Annotated in this window: 13 protein-coding genes; 6 read left to right on the top strand and 7 right to left on the bottom strand. The window is 65.2% G+C overall.

Annotated features, from left to right (window positions below; all coding sequences use genetic code 11):
* Window positions 1-72: 72 nt before the first annotated feature.
* On the bottom strand, window positions 73-210 hold the full coding sequence (locus BM374_RS38575; RefSeq protein WP_177248307.1) for a hypothetical protein: 138 nt from the start codon (window positions 208-210) through the stop codon (window positions 73-75).
* A 146-nt stretch (window positions 211-356) separates the two neighbouring features.
* Between BM374_RS38575 and BM374_RS15200 the strand changes: the two genes are divergently transcribed.
* The 3 genes from BM374_RS15200 (at window position 357) to BM374_RS15195 (ending at window position 3,030) form a co-directional block, all read left to right on the top strand.
* Complete coding sequence (locus BM374_RS15200; RefSeq protein WP_092293351.1) at window positions 357-539, top strand: hypothetical protein; 183 nt, start codon at window positions 357-359, stop codon at window positions 537-539.
* 115 nt (window positions 540-654) lie between these two features.
* Window positions 655-777: a hypothetical protein gene (locus tag BM374_RS39970; protein ID WP_271614830.1), complete on the top strand. Its 123-nt coding sequence runs from the start codon at window positions 655-657 to the stop codon at window positions 775-777.
* Window positions 778-930: 153 nt separating this feature from the next.
* The gene (locus BM374_RS15195; protein ID WP_092293350.1) at window positions 931-3,030 is read left to right on the top strand and encodes a methyl-accepting chemotaxis protein; all 2,100 of its coding nucleotides are present in this window, start codon (window positions 931-933) and stop codon (window positions 3,028-3,030) included.
* 142 nt (window positions 3,031-3,172) lie between these two features.
* On the opposite strand, the gene BM374_RS15190 is transcribed toward BM374_RS15195, so the two are convergent.
* Both BM374_RS15190 and BM374_RS15185 read right to left on the bottom strand, forming a co-directional pair.
* Window positions 3,173-4,870, bottom strand: coding sequence for a GMC family oxidoreductase (locus BM374_RS15190; RefSeq protein ID WP_092293348.1), 1,698 nt, complete (start codon window positions 4,868-4,870; stop codon window positions 3,173-3,175).
* 115 nt (window positions 4,871-4,985) lie between these two features.
* On the bottom strand, window positions 4,986-5,867 hold the full coding sequence (locus tag BM374_RS15185) for an SDR family oxidoreductase (RefSeq protein WP_092293524.1): 882 nt from the start codon (window positions 5,865-5,867) through the stop codon (window positions 4,986-4,988).
* 105 nt (window positions 5,868-5,972) lie between these two features.
* Between BM374_RS15185 and BM374_RS15180 the strand changes: the two genes are divergently transcribed.
* Window positions 5,973-6,863, top strand: coding sequence for a LysR family transcriptional regulator (locus tag BM374_RS15180; protein ID WP_092293346.1), 891 nt, complete (start codon window positions 5,973-5,975; stop codon window positions 6,861-6,863).
* An 18-nt stretch (window positions 6,864-6,881) separates the two neighbouring features.
* Here the strand turns inward: BM374_RS15180 and BM374_RS15175 are convergent, their stop codons facing one another.
* From BM374_RS15175 to BM374_RS15160, 4 genes are all read right to left on the bottom strand, one after another.
* On the bottom strand, window positions 6,882-7,142 hold the full coding sequence (locus tag BM374_RS15175) for a hypothetical protein (protein WP_177248306.1): 261 nt from the start codon (window positions 7,140-7,142) through the stop codon (window positions 6,882-6,884).
* 79 nt (window positions 7,143-7,221) lie between these two features.
* The gene (locus tag BM374_RS15170) at window positions 7,222-7,581 is read right to left on the bottom strand and encodes a hypothetical protein (RefSeq protein WP_092293344.1); all 360 of its coding nucleotides are present in this window, start codon (window positions 7,579-7,581) and stop codon (window positions 7,222-7,224) included.
* A 202-nt stretch (window positions 7,582-7,783) separates the two neighbouring features.
* Entirely contained in the window at window positions 7,784-10,447 is a 2,664-nt protein-coding gene (locus tag BM374_RS15165; protein WP_092293342.1) for a bifunctional diguanylate cyclase/phosphodiesterase, read from the bottom strand.
* Window positions 10,448-10,595: 148 nt separating this feature from the next.
* Window positions 10,596-11,300 (bottom strand): hypothetical protein, encoded by a 705-nt coding sequence (locus BM374_RS15160; protein ID WP_092293340.1) that lies wholly within the window; start codon window positions 11,298-11,300, stop codon window positions 10,596-10,598.
* Between the two features lie 161 nt (window positions 11,301-11,461).
* Between BM374_RS15160 and BM374_RS15155 the strand changes: the two genes are divergently transcribed.
* Both BM374_RS15155 and BM374_RS15150 read left to right on the top strand, forming a co-directional pair.
* Entirely contained in the window at window positions 11,462-12,505 is a 1,044-nt protein-coding gene (locus BM374_RS15155) for a LysM peptidoglycan-binding domain-containing protein (RefSeq protein WP_092293338.1), read from the top strand.
* A gap of 130 nt (window positions 12,506-12,635) precedes the next feature.
* On the top strand, window positions 12,636-13,937 hold the full coding sequence (locus BM374_RS15150; protein WP_244552602.1) for a Spy/CpxP family protein refolding chaperone: 1,302 nt from the start codon (window positions 12,636-12,638) through the stop codon (window positions 13,935-13,937).
* The last annotated feature ends 82 nt before the right edge of the window (window positions 13,938-14,019 follow it).

Below are 14,019 nucleotides of genomic sequence, written 5' to 3'. Positions count from 1 at the left end.
ATCGTATCGGTTGCGTCCGCCTTGTCGGGCGAAGCGGATGCCGGTCCAGGGAAAACGCGCCGAGCCGGAAATCTAGCGCACCGACGCCGTCAGGTCGCGCGAGGGCAGATGCGGGCCGGCCGGGTGGTCGGGCGGCCCGAGCACGCTCCACACCGCGACGGCCAGCAAGGCCGAGGTCAGGATGGTCCAGGCAACGAGTTGCTTCCGCATTGGGCCAAATCCGTTCGTCGAGGGATCAATGCGCCGACAGCGCCAACCATCGTGCACTGCCAAAGACGGCGATCCTATGAACTCGTTCACAGCCATAGCGCCGGGAGCAGATTGCGAACCATTGCCGGGCGAGCGCGTTGACCGTCATGCCCCGTGAAAACGACCTCGAAGGCAAGCCCGACATGGGCGGCAAGCATGGCGGCCAGTCCGGCCAGCCCAAGCCGCCGCCGCGTCCGCGCGAAGGCGCGGGGGATGAAGACGTCGTGGCAAAGCGCCACACCGGTGAAACCGATCGCAAGGCCTCCCCGACCAAGAACAGGAAGCGCTAAGCTTGCCTGCGCTTGCTCGAGCCGCAGGCCCAGTCATGGGCTCGTTCTGGAACGGCAGCCTCCTCGTGCCGTTACTCCGGGCGCAGGCGGAGGACGTCAAAAACGGAGGCTGAAAGTGTTTTGGATCTATTGGGACACCGCCTGGTCGCTCATCATTAGCGGCATCATGTTCGCAACGATCGTCGCCCACCCGGACGCCGAGTTCGTCGAGATCCAGGCCGCCAGGCGGACGAAGTGAGCCGCGCGACCTGAAGTCGCCACGTCCTCACAGGAGCGAAGCGAGCCGGGCTCGGCGCCTGTCGCGGGCCGCGGTATGTTTGATGAACCAAATCTTAGGGACGGCCGGGTATTTTTCTGCATCTTTTTCCGATTCAGAGACCCGGCGCTTCCTATGGCATTGTTCGGCAATCCCTCTATTCGTTCTGTTCTCGGCGCCATCATCGGCGTCCTCGGCCTGTTCCTGTTGGGGCAGCTCTCGACCGGCCTGTTCGGGGCCGTCGAGCGCAACAGCGCCGCGCAGAAGGTCGAGCGTTTTGCCAGCACCGACCAGCAGCTCTTCACAGCCCTGCTCGGTTTCCGCATCGAGCGCGGCACCTTCCTGTCGGCGCTGGTTGCGGAAGAGCCGGCCAATGCCGGTGCCGACGACCGGATCGCCTCCAACCGGCAATTGTCGGAGGCAGCCTACAAGAGCGTGCTCGAACGCCTCGATGGCGTATCCGATTCCCGCCTGGCCAGCGCCGTGAGCAAGCTCGTTGCGATCCATGATGCGTTGACGCCGCTGCGATCGAAGGCCGAGGGCCTCATTCACCAGCCCAAAGCGGCGCGCGACGTAAAGGCGGCTGACGAGTTCCGGAAAGTCGCGCAAGACTATCTCGACGCCATCCTGGCACTGACGGCCGAACTCGAAAATGCGCTGAAGCTGACAGACCCCGTGGTCGATCATCTCCTTGGCGTCAAACAGTCGGCCTGGGCCGCACGCAATTTTGGAGGCCTCGTTGCGATCCGGCTCGAAACTGCGGGCGCTGCCGCAAAGCCCTGGACTGGGGCCGACATTGTCGGGGCTGCCGAAGATACCGGCCGGGCCAAGCAGGCCTGGAGCCAGGTGCAGGACGCGGCTAGCCGCATTGACGCCCCCGCCAGCCTCACGGATGTGATCGCGCGCTCGAAGCAGGGCGATGCCGTCGCCATGATCCAGCGCCAGCAGGGCCTCATCAACGCCCTGAGCAACAACCAGACGATCGACGTTAAGGGCGTGGAGCTCGCCAAGCTCAACACCGCCATCCTCAGCTTCTACGTCGAGGCCGGCCAGGCGGCGCTTGCCGAAATGGTTTCCCGCGCCGGGCAGCAGATGACATCGGCAAGATGGAGCCTCGTGTTCAACGGCGCCATGATGCTGGTCGCACTCGCGATCACCGTATTCGGCTTCATCCTGGTGAACCGCCGCGTCAGCACGCCGATCCGCAAGCTGACGCACGCCATGCAGAAGCTGGCCGAGCGCGATTATGCGATCGAGCTCGCGGGCATCGAGCGCGGCGACGAAATCGGCGACATGTCGCGTGCCGTGTCGGTGTTCAGGGAGAACATGATCGCGGGCGATCGCCTCGGCGAAGAAAAAGCCGCAGAGCAGGCGAAGAAGGAGCGGCGCCAGTCCGCCGTCGATCGCTTGATTGAGCAGTTCGAGAAGACCGTGACGGAATCGCTGCACACGCTGGCTTCGGCCTCCGGCGAGCTCAACGCCACTGCGCAGTCGATGTCGTCCACCGCCGAGCAGGGCTCGTCCAAGGCAGCCTCGGTCGCGAGCCTGTCGGGTGATGCCTCCGCCAACGTGCAGACGGTCGCAGCCGCCACGGAAGAGCTCTCGGCCTCGATCAGCGAGATCAGCCGTCAGGTCGCGGAATCCTCCAGCATTGCGAGCGCCGCCGCCGGCGAAGCCGACCGAACCAATGGCGAGGTGCAGGCCCTGGCCGACGCGGCCCAGCGCATCGGTGACGTCGTCGCGCTGATCACGGGCATTGCGCAACAGACCAATCTCCTCGCGCTCAACGCTACCATCGAGGCCGCGCGCGCCGGCGAAGCCGGACGCGGCTTTGCGGTGGTCGCAGCCGAGGTGAAGAACCTCGCGACGCAGACCGCGAAGGCGACCGAGGAGATCACGGGGCAAGTCGCCGCGATCCAGGGCGCGACCCAGGCCTCGGTGAGCGCGATCCAGTCCATCGGCACCACCATCCAGCGCGTCAACGAGATCGCAGCCGCGATCGCGGCCGCCGTCGAGCAGCAGGGCGCTGCAACCCGCGAGATCGCGCGCAATGTGCAGCAGGCCTCGCAAGGCACCAACGAAGTCTCGCGACACATTTCGGGCGTGTCGCAGGCTGCCGGGCAGACCGGCGCCGCCGCCGGCGAGGTGCTCGACTCCGCGAAGATGCTGGCGCGCCTGTCCGACGATCTCAAGCGCGATGTCGACCGCTTCGTCGGCGATCTCCGCGCGGCGTAGGAAGTCTGTAGGGTGGGTTAGCCGCAGGCGTAACCCACCACTGCTGTCGCCGAGGAAAGAGAAGAGGTGGGTTACGCCCCCGCGGACTGCGCTTCGCGCAGCCGCAGTGCTAACCCACCCTACGAGGCTCGTTCCGCCGGCGTTACTGCACCATCGCGGCCGCGATCTTCTCTGCCGACATCAGCACCGGAAAATTGGTGTTGGCGCAGGGCACCACTGGAAAGATCGAGGCATCGACGACGCGCAAGCCCTGGATGCCTCTGACCCGGCCCTCGGTGTCGACGACCGCCATGGGATCGCCGGCCCGGCCCATGCGGCATGAGCACGAGGCGTGCCACACGCCGATGGTGGCCTTGCGCACGAAGGCTTCCAGCGCCTCGTCGTCATTGATCACGTCATCGAAGGTGAAGCCTTCGACCACGAAATTGTCGATCAGATAGTGACGCAGCGCCGCCGGTCCGTCCATCAGCGTCGCGGCGACCCTGGTCAGGATCTTGTTCGTGGTGTTGACCACGCCGATCTTGCGCACCTTGTCGGTATAGGCGGCCGGGAACGGCTTGTCCGTCACCTTCTTCACGATATCGCTCATCTGAATCGCCGCCATCTTGCGGAAGCCGCTCATCAGGCGTTCGAGGTCGCGCCGGTCGGACAACAGGTTGAACTCGACGATCGGCTCCGCTGTGGGATCGCGCGAGGCAAGCTTCACCTGTCCGGTCTCGGAATAGGTTTTGTTGACGAAGGTGAGCAGCGAGCCGATCTGCGCGCCGACCGCATGCCAGGCCGATTTGGAGAGCACGACGACGAACATGTCGCCCTTGGGAACGCCGGGGAGGCCTGACGAATAGCGCAGACCGAGCTGCATGTGCCGCCTGGTATGCTCGTTCATGCGCGCACCGCGGCGGACGAAGGACGACAGCGAGATCGAGGGATGATCCATCAGGCGCTGTCCGACGCCCGGCAGTCCCATCAGGACCTGAATGCCGAGATCCTTGAGGTGGCCGACCGGCCCGATGCCGGCGCGCAAGAGATGCGCCGGCGAGTGGATGGCGCCGGAGGAGAGGATGATCTCGCGTCCCCGGAATTCCTGCTCGCGCCCGTCGATCATCGCCTTCACGCCGACGCATTGCGTGCCTTCGAACAGCAGCTCTCTCACCTCAGTGTTGGTGGAGATCGTGAGGTTGGCACGCTTGCGAGTGTCGCGATCGAGATAGCCCATCGCAGCCGAGACACGTTGCTCGGCCTCATTCGAATGCGTCACCGCGAAATAGCCGTCGACGAACTCGCCGTTCTGGTCGGGCAGATATTGATGGCCGGCCTGTTGAAAAGCGTCGGCGAAGGCCTGCGAATGCCGTGTCCAGTGCTCTCTGGGAATTCTGCGCACCGGAATTCTTCCGTCCTTGCCGTGATACGGCCCGTCGAAATCGAGGTCGCGCTCCACCTTCTTGAAGAACGGCAGCACGTCGGCCCACGACCACCCTTCGGCGCCCCGCGCTTGCCATTCATCGTAATCGGTCGGTGCGCCGCGATTGGCCATCTGGCCGTTGATCGACGAGCCGCCGCCGAGCACGCGCGCCTGCTCGTATTTGCGCAACGGCGGGCGCGCTTCGTTCGGATTGTTGTGGCTGACGACCTGGGTCGTCACCTTGAGCTCGGTCCAGTGAAAGCGCGGGTCGAAATAGGCTGTGCCCGGATAGCTGTCCCTGATTTCGGCCGGTTCGTTGCCGGGTGGTGTGTCCTGTCCGGCTTCGCAGAGCAGGACCTTGTTGGCGCTCCTTGCGGAGAGCCGGTGGGCCAGCACGGACCCTGCCGAGCCGCCGCCCACGATAATGTAGTCGTACACGATTGGCGTTTCCTCTTGTTCTTGTCAGGGAAGGCTAGCGTGGTTTGATCGCGAGGTCACGCCAAAGCCCCTGAGGTCGTGTGGCGGCGACGTCAGGGGCTCGTTGCAGCTATTGTCACGCGGACTTTGTCGCGCTCGCCGCGATCTGGGCTGCGAAACCGCGGTAGGAGTGCAGCGGTCGCCCCAGGATTCCCGTGAGACGTTCAACGTCGCCGGCTTCGGGAATCATGCCGTCGGTGACATAGCGCTCGGCCATCAGGCGCATCTCATAGGCCGTCCATCTCGGCAGGAAGCGCGCCATGTTCTGCTCGAATCCGCTGGGATCGTCGCCGCCATAGACGATCGGGCGATCGAGGATATCAGACCAGATCTTTGCCACGTCAGGACCGGTCAGCGTGTCGGGGCCGACCAGGTTGATGGTCTCGACCGGAAGCTTTTCCGGGGCGCGGTCGCGGCGGATCAGTTCGATCGCGGCGACCTCGGCGATATCGCGCGCGTCGACCATGGCGACGCCCTTGCTGCCGATCGGCATCGGATAGACGCCATGGTTGAGGATCACGTCCTTGATCATGAGTTCGTTGTCGATGAAGTAGCTCGGGCGCAGGATGGTGGCGCTGAAGCCCATGTGCGCGAGCATGCGCTCGGCGCCCGACTTCACCGCGAAGTGCGGCACGTTCACGGCCCCGTCGGCGTCGAACACCGACTGGTAGACGACCCGTTCGACACCGGCCTCGCGGGCGATGTTGAGCGTGACGATCGCCTGGGTGAATTCGTCGCCGGTAACGGCGTTCAGCAGGAACAGCGTCCTCACGCCTGTGAACGCGGCGCGCAGCGCCTCGATGTCGAGCAGGTCGCCCTTGGCGACTTCGACGCCGGCCGGGAATTTGGCCTTGGCGGGATCGCGGGTCAGCACCCGCACCTTGGCTCCGCGCTGGACGAGCTGTTCGACGACATGGCGGCCGACGCGGCCGGTAGCGCCGATAACGAGGATGGTCATGGGGGTCACTCCTTGCTGGGGGTTAGAAGACACCCCGGAAATTAGTGATCCACATTCGGACCGATAGACGCTATATTTGGACATTCCGTTTCACTGGTGGAACGAATGGATCTCCTTGCCCTCGCCGATTTCAATCTGGTGGCCCGTCACGGCGGCTTTGGCCGGGCTGCCCGGGCCGCCGGCCGCCCGAAAGCGACGCTGTCCCGTCGGGTCTCCGAACTGGAGAGCAGCCTCGACCTGCGTCTGTTCGAGCGCGGAAGGCGCAACCTGAAGCTCACGGAGGAGGGGCGGGCGCTCCATGAGCGGACCGGGGCGTTGCTCGCCGAACTCGACGAGACGGCGGCCGCAATCGCCGCCCGCGGCGATAGGCCGCGTGGCCGGTTGCGGATCAGTGCGCCGCTGTTGTTCTCGCAAACCGCGATGGGAAAACTGGCGGCCGCGTTCGCGATGGAATATCCGGAGGTCCGGCTCGAGGTCACGACGGAAGATCGCTCCGTCGACATGATCGAGGAGGGCTATGACCTCGTGATCCGCGTCAATCCGGATCCCGACGAAAGCCTGGTCGGACGGATCTTCCTGCGCGATCGGCTGGTGGTGGTGGCGAGCCCGAGTCTCCGTCGCCCCGTGGGCGATGTCACCGTCCCGGCCGTGGTGCGCAGCGCGGGGGATTTGAACTCTGTCTGGACTGTGGTGACGCCGGTCGGAAGCGCTGAGATCGCAATCGAACCCGTGCTTCGCTTGTCATCGCTCATCATGATCCGCGACGCCGTCCGAGCCGGCGTCGGTGCCGCGCGACTTCCTGTCTCGCTCGTCAGTCGCGACCTCGCAGCCGGCAGGCTCGTGCACTGGGGCGATGTTGACGGGCCCGAGATCAGTCTCTGGACGCTCTATCCGTCTCGCCGGCTGCTGAGCGCGCGCGTGGCAGCGTTTCTCGATTGTCTCAAGAACGCATTCCCCTCCGGCAAACCGGAGGAGCTCGCATCGTTCATCGATTGAGCGAGCTTTTCCGGCTGCTTATTGCAGAACCTTGGGCATCACCACGACGACGTCGACCTGCTTGCGCAGCACACGCGAGGCCACGGCGGCGACGAGCGGCGAGTAGCTGTCCTCGATATCGGAGGCGACGTCCTCGTTCCTGGCGAAAGCGTAGAGCATCGAGCCTTCGACCTCATCGAAGCGGATGCCTGCGAAGACGTGATCGAACGTCTCGGCGCCGACGATGCCGGCCATGAGTGCCTGAATGGCGTGGTCCTGAATGCGTGTAAGCTTCATCATGGCGATGAGATATGGCAGCGCCGCGCGAATACAAGATGCGGTGCAAGCCGGCCGAGCGCGATCGATTGCTCCGATCACCTCACGTCATGCTGCCGGGCATGAAGCAGCGGATGATGGCGCGGCCGTTGATATAGTAGGGCCAGACGATCGTGCGGCCGACGCGGTTCGGCTCGGTGATCACGGTGTCGTCAGGCACCTCGATCCATTCGCCCTGGATGCGGACACGGTAGTGCCCGCCACGCGTGTCCCAATCGACGTCGTCGAGCGCCGTGCCGTCGGCATCCGCGCAGCACGGGCCGCCGCCCTTGCTGTGCAGGCTCTCGAACCAGCCCTTGAGGGGCGAGTTCGCGTAGCGGCCATCGTCGCGGGCCTCTGCGGTAAAGCCGATCACGGCAGCCGCCGCTATCAAAGGGATCATCCTGAACGTCACGATCGCCATGTCGCCTCGCTCGATTTCGCACGCGCGCAACCGGTCGCAGACGACAAGCCGCCTGCGATGCGCGTGATGCACTGTCGGCTGGTGCCCGCCGGCCGGAGTTCCCGGCCGCCTCAGCAGCGCGATAACCGCGAGGCGCGAGGTTTGATCCTATCTTCAGGATGAGAAGTGATCATCGCCGCAATTGCAGGCGGAGGAATCGGCCTCAAGCCGCGGCCGCCTGCTTCGACAGCAATTGCTTCAGCTTTGCCGCCGGCACGGCGGGGCTGAACAGCCAGCCCTGCATCTGGCTGCAGCCGAGCTGGCGCAGCACTTCGCGCTGCGCCTCGGTCTCGACGCCTTCGGCTGTTGTCGCCATGTGGCGGGCGGCGGCCATGTGCACCACGGCCTGTACGATCGGGGAGGAATCCTCGGGCTCGCCGATGTCGCTGATGAAGCTGCGGTCGATCTTGATCTTGTCGAACGGGAAGCGGTGCAGATAGCTCAGCGATGAATAGCCGGTGCCGAAATCGTCGAGCGCGATGCGCACGCCGATCTCGCGCAGCTGCTGCAGGATGGTCAGTGCCTCCTCGTCATCGCGGATCAGCACGGTTTCGGTGATCTCGAGCTCGAGCCGTTCCGGCGCGAGGCCCGATTCGGCGAGCGCCGCGGCGACCTTCAGCGCCAGCGTCTTCGAGCGGAACTGCACCGGCGAGACGTTGACCGCGATGTGAATGTCGCCGGGCCACGACGCCGCTTCCGCGCAGGCTTGCTTCAGCACCCATTCGCCGATCTCGCTAATCAGGCCGGTATCCTCCGCGACCGGAATGAAGTCGGCAGGTGAGACCATGCCGCGCTCCGGATGGCGCCACCTCAGTAGCGCCTCGCAGCCGGTGACAACATTGGCGGACAAATCGACCAGCGGCTGGTAGTGCACCTCGAACTCGCCGCGCACCAGCGCCTGGCGCAAATCGAGCTCGAGCTGGCGGCGCTGCCGCGCCTTGGCGTCGTATTCGGGTACGAAGATGCGGAAGGTGCCGCGCCCCTCCGACTTTGCGGCGTACATCGCGAGATCGGCTCGCTTGAGCAGGTCATCGATGATGTCACCGTGGTCGGGCGCGATCGCGATGCCGATGCTGGCATCGGTCGTGATCTCCTGGCCCTTGCAGTCGACAGGCATGCGCAGCGAGGTCAAGATCTGCTCGGCGAGGCTCGTCAGCTCGGCCTGGTCATGGGTGCCGGCCTTGATGATCGCAAACTCGTCGCCGCCCAAGCGCGCCACCATATCGTTGCCGCTGACGCAGGCCCGCAGCCGGCTCGCGACCTGGCGCAGCAATTCGTCGCCGATCTCGTGGCCGAGCGAATCGTTGACGCCCTTGAACTCGTCGACGTCGATATAGAGGATCGCAAACGGATTGCCGTGGGCAAGCTCCGCCACGCGCCGTTCCAGATGGCCGCGCATCAGCACGCGGTTGGGCAGGTCCGTCAGCGCGTCGTAGTGCGCCATATGCGCGATGCGCTCGTCGGTGCGGATGCGTTCGGTGACGTCGTCATGGGTGGCGAGCCAGCCGCCGGCCGCGCCGGGCTGGTTCTTGATCTCGATCAGGCGTCCGTCGGACGTCTCGACGATGTTGCTCTGGATCCGTGCGACGCCGTTCAGGACGCCGTCGCAATAGGAATCGACGTCGCCGTCGAACGAGCCGGTGTCGGCGCGATGCTGGATCACGTCGCGGAAATGGGCGCCGGGCTTCACCACGTCGGCCGAGAGCCGATACATGTCGATGTAGCGGCGGTTGCAGACGATCAGCCGCTGGTCCTGGTCGAACATCAGGAGACCTTGCGTCATCGTGTTCATCGCGGTGTCGAGCTGCTCCTTTTCCAGAGCGAGCCGGCGGGTCATCTGGCGGAAGATCAGGACCAGCGTGAGCACGAGCAGACCGATCGACACGACGGCGACGGCGACGAAGAACTTGGTTTGCGTGCGCCAGGTGGCGAGCGTCGCATCCAGCGATTTGGTGGCGACCACGACCAGCGGTTCGCCCGCCAAAAGGCGCGAGGCGACGATGCGATCCTTGCCGTCGATCGGGCTCGCAAGCTGCGTGGTGACGGACGTCCGCTCGAACACGGCGATCTGCTCCGGCGTGCCGGTCCGGAAATTCTTTCCGATCATCGCCTCGACATGCGGGATGCGCGCAAGCAGCTGGCCGTTCTGGTGATGCATCGCGATCGAGGAGTCCTCGCCGAGCCCGGCCGAGGCGAAGAACGATTCGAGCTGCTCGGGCGAGATCGCGCGCGACACCAATCCGAGGAACTCGCCATGCGGGCCCGACACGCGCCGCGCGAACACGATTGCCGGACCATGGCCGAGCCGACCGGGCACGAGCTCGATCTCTTCCTGCGCGGCCGCATCGTTCTTGAGTCTGATGAAATAGCCGCGATCGGACACCGAGATATCGGCGACGGGCCAGCGCCGCGACGAATTGATCAGCACGCCGTCAGCATCGAACACATTGGCGCCGGCGACGTCCGACCAGCCGCTGGCCTTGGCGCGTAACACCTCATGCATCGCGAGCGTACCCATCTCGCTGCGGAACGCATCCGCGGACTCGATGCCATGGCTTTCGAGTTCCGCGATGATGCTCTTCTGGAGCACCGCAAAATCCTCGAACTCACGGTCGAAATGACCGGCGAGCAGGCGGACCGAGTTCTCCAGGCTGTCGCGGCCGCTCTCGATCGCGTTCTGGCGGAAGCGGTCGACGGTGAGGCCGGTGCCGATGGCCATTGCCGCCATCAGCACGAAGCCGCCGACAATCAGCCACGTCAGCGGCGCGCCGCGCCAGCGGCGCAGCAGCGCGCGCAATCGCGCGGTCCATCGAATCGATGTGCCCATCCCGTCCTCCCGTGGGATGCAGGATGCAGCGAAATCGACAAGACCCCGTTACCATTGAAGGTTAGGGAACTCTGAATCGGAACAATATCAGGGGCTTGGCGCGGGGATAGAGAACGCACAATTTGCGACGCGGGTTTCGAACACCGCTTCACTCCCGCTTCACTTCCCATTTCAGCGCCGCGGCATTCTCCTTGGCGAAAATCGCCGGCACATCGAATTTCCCGGTCTGGAGATCATAGCGGCATCGCCAGCCGCCGAGCCCTTTCATCACCGTATTCCTTGGGTGCTTGTCGTATTCGCCGCCGAGTCCGATTACGAGGTAGCGGTTGTTGGGCCAGTTCATGCCGAGCTCTTGATAGGCGTTTTCCGTCCCCTCCAGCAGATTGGCCGTGATGTGAAAGTCGAGCTTGGCGAAATGCTTCGTCTCCGACCGGCCATAGAAATAGGCCCAGGCGAGATCGCTGAGGGACTTCTTCTTCGTGGCACTGACGAAGACGCCGTTTTCGAGATGATAGAGGAACAGGTCCTGCTCGCCGGAGCCGGTCTTCTGCATCCGCACCAGCCATTGCGAGTCGTTGGTGAAGCGGAAGCCGGCGCCATAGCCCTGCTCGGGCTTCAGTTCCGTCATCTGGTCGCCGCGTCGTGCCCAGACCTGCCATTTGACGCCGAACAGGTCGTCACTGTCCTTCATGTATTGCTCGAGCCTGGTGGCCCCGTCAGGCGAGGTGAAGCCGAGGCCGGGATTGTCTGTCAGGACGAACCCCGGCGGCGGGCCGGAGGCGGAAAGCGCGGGAGAGGCGACGAGCGTCAGGGCAAGCGCCAGCCATGGCGCGGCGCGGTAAAATACGGGCATGGATGAAATTCCTAAAAATGGCGGCGCTACGGCCTCGCTCATTTGACGCCGATAGGTCCGGCCCGGTTCATCCCTTCGACCGGCTTGCTGCCGGTGCCAAAACGGCGCAATTTGCGCCTGATGATTTGCGATCCAAGTTTTTGATCAAGGTTTGAGGACTGATGATCACCGCATCCAAGGCCATCATTGCATTCTGTCTGCTCGCGGTGGCCGGCACCGTGCTGGTGATCGGCCCGACCGAGCTGCGCCACATGTTGCCGGGCGGGGCGAGCACCGAGGTCGCCGTCGCCGCCAAGCCCGAAAGCAAACCGGAGACGAAGGCCGAGACGAAGGTCGCCTCCAAGATCGAGTCCAAAGCAGAGTCGCAGACAGAGTCGAAGACTGAAGAACCGAAGCTCGCCGCAGTCGCGCCGCCCGTTGCCCCTGTCACGGCCGACGCGCCCAAGGCGGATGCGCTTGCCGAGACCCAGAAGCAGGTTGCGGGGCTGGCCGATGTCGCACCGACCAAGCCGCAGCCTTCCGTTGCAGACGCCGGCCCCCGTTTCGACGTCGCACGCGTCGACGATCATGGCGAGGCGGCCGTGATCGCGGGCCAGGCCGCACCGGGTTCGAAGGTCGAGCTGCTGCGCGACGGCCAGCCGCTCGACAGCGTGGTGGCCGATGCATCGGGCCAGTTCGTCATGACCCCGCCAAAGCTCCCCGCCGGCAGCTACGAGCTGGCGCTGCGCGCCAAGGCGCCCGACGGCACCGTCACGCAATCCAGCCGCACCATGCCGGTGACGATCGCCGAAGCCGCGCCACCGCCGGTACGGGTCACACCGGTTGCCAAGCAGGACGCAAAGCCTGACGACACATCGGACGTCGTTGCCGCCTTGCCGGCGCCGCGTCTCGCCGCGACGCCGGAACGATCAGCGGTTCGGCCTCGCATGATGGGCGCGCCCAAACCCAAATCCATGGCGCGGGTGCCGGCGTCGGGGCCGGCGGTCGCATCGGCCTCGCCCGGAGACGCGCTCACCACCGGGACGGCCGAGGCCGGCGGCAGCCGGGTGATTTCCCGCGGCGACAGCCTCTGGGCGCTGAGCCGCCTCGCCTATGGCGACGGCGCCCGCTACGCCGTGATCTTCAACGCCAACCGCGGAAAGATCCACAATCCCAACTTGATCTATCCTGGCCAGACCGTCGTGGTGCCGCAAAAGGCGCAGTGAGGATGGCCACGGCGCCGCGATGACGTCCCGCATTTCCCGCTTTGACCCTCTCGCCATGGAACAATCGGTTCCCTCGAGAGTCTTCTTCGTGCGCCGTGATGTGCGCTTGGCACGGGAGGAGGGCCAAGAGGTGGTCAACTCGGTGGTCGGCTCGGCAAGCACATCGAGATCACGCTTGAGGCTGGCGCTGTCAGGCGCTGTCCTGCTGCTTCTGACAGTGATGCTGCCTGATACAGCGCAGGCGCAGTTCGGATTCCGCGGCGGGCCCCTCGGCGTGGCGCGCTTTGCGGTCGGCCATATCATCGGCCTGTCGCGTCTGCGCCATGCCCGCATGGCGGTGCGGGGCAGCCGCTATCGCTCTGCGGCGCTGAGATCGGAGGATCCGCGTCGCCGCGAGCGCGGCCAGCCCGCCAACCCCTATGTCCTGCGCGCTGCGCTGACGGCGGAGGCTGCGCTTTCCGGCTGGCACGGCGGCCGCCGTCCGCAGGGCTGGTGGCGCCATCCTGACGGCAGTTATGGCTGGATCGGTCCCGTGTTCTGGCCGTTCGCGCATGACGATCTCACCACCGCGGTGATCTATGGCGACACCACCAGCCTCTCGCTCTACGGCTATGGCGATATCTACGCAGCGATCTTCGCGCCGTATGCGGCGCCGGAGCTCGCCGCTTACACCGCGCCGCAAGGCCGTCGTGCGCGACGCGTGCCATCGGCGGAGGCGGTCTGCGACAGCAGCGACACCGGCGGCTTGCCGGTCGACCGCATCGCGGCCGCCGTGCAGCCGAACGAGATGCAGCGCACTGCGCTCGATGAGCTCGCAAGCGCCTGGACGAGCTCGCGCGACACCATCCGCGCCTCGTGCCCGGCGCAGGCGCCCGCCAATGCGGCCGAGCGCCTCGGTGTGATGCAGACCCGCCTCGACGCGATGGCCAAGGCCATCGATGCGCTGGCGCAGCCGCTGACAAAGTTCGTCGAGCTGCTCGATGACGGCCAGAAAGCAAAGCTCGACTCGCTGGCAAAAGAGCGCCAGGCGGCGCTTGCTTCGGCTCAGCACAAGGACGCCCAGGCGGCCAAAGCCTGCGATCCCAATTACGATCCCCGCTATGATGTGCAGGCCCAGCGCCAGTACGAACAGCTCGTGCAACAGCAATGGCCCGCTGAGGACATTGCCTCGACGCTCAAGCTCGACGACACCGGCCGCGCCCGCCTCGACGTGCTCCAGGACACCACGCTCCGCACCATGCAGACGCTCAGCTCTTGCCCGATGAAGGCGGAAGCAACCCCGCAAGCCCGCCTCGCCGCCGTGAAAACGCGCCTGCAAACGATGCAGCAGGCGGTCGCCGGTGTCACTGATGCGCTCGACGATTTCGAATTCGATCTGAGCGACGAGCAGAAAGCCGCATTCGAGGCGATCGGGCCGAAGCGGGGGGCGTGAGGAGAAATCACCTCTGTTAAGCAGTCCCGATGCTATCAGGCCGACGCCGCATTCTCAGCTGTCATCGCCCGATTTAATCGGG

This window comes from Bradyrhizobium sp. Ghvi (assembly GCF_900115265.1).
Classification (GTDB): Bacteria; Pseudomonadota; Alphaproteobacteria; order Rhizobiales; family Xanthobacteraceae; genus Bradyrhizobium.
This window is presented reverse-complemented; position numbering and strand designations above follow the sequence as displayed.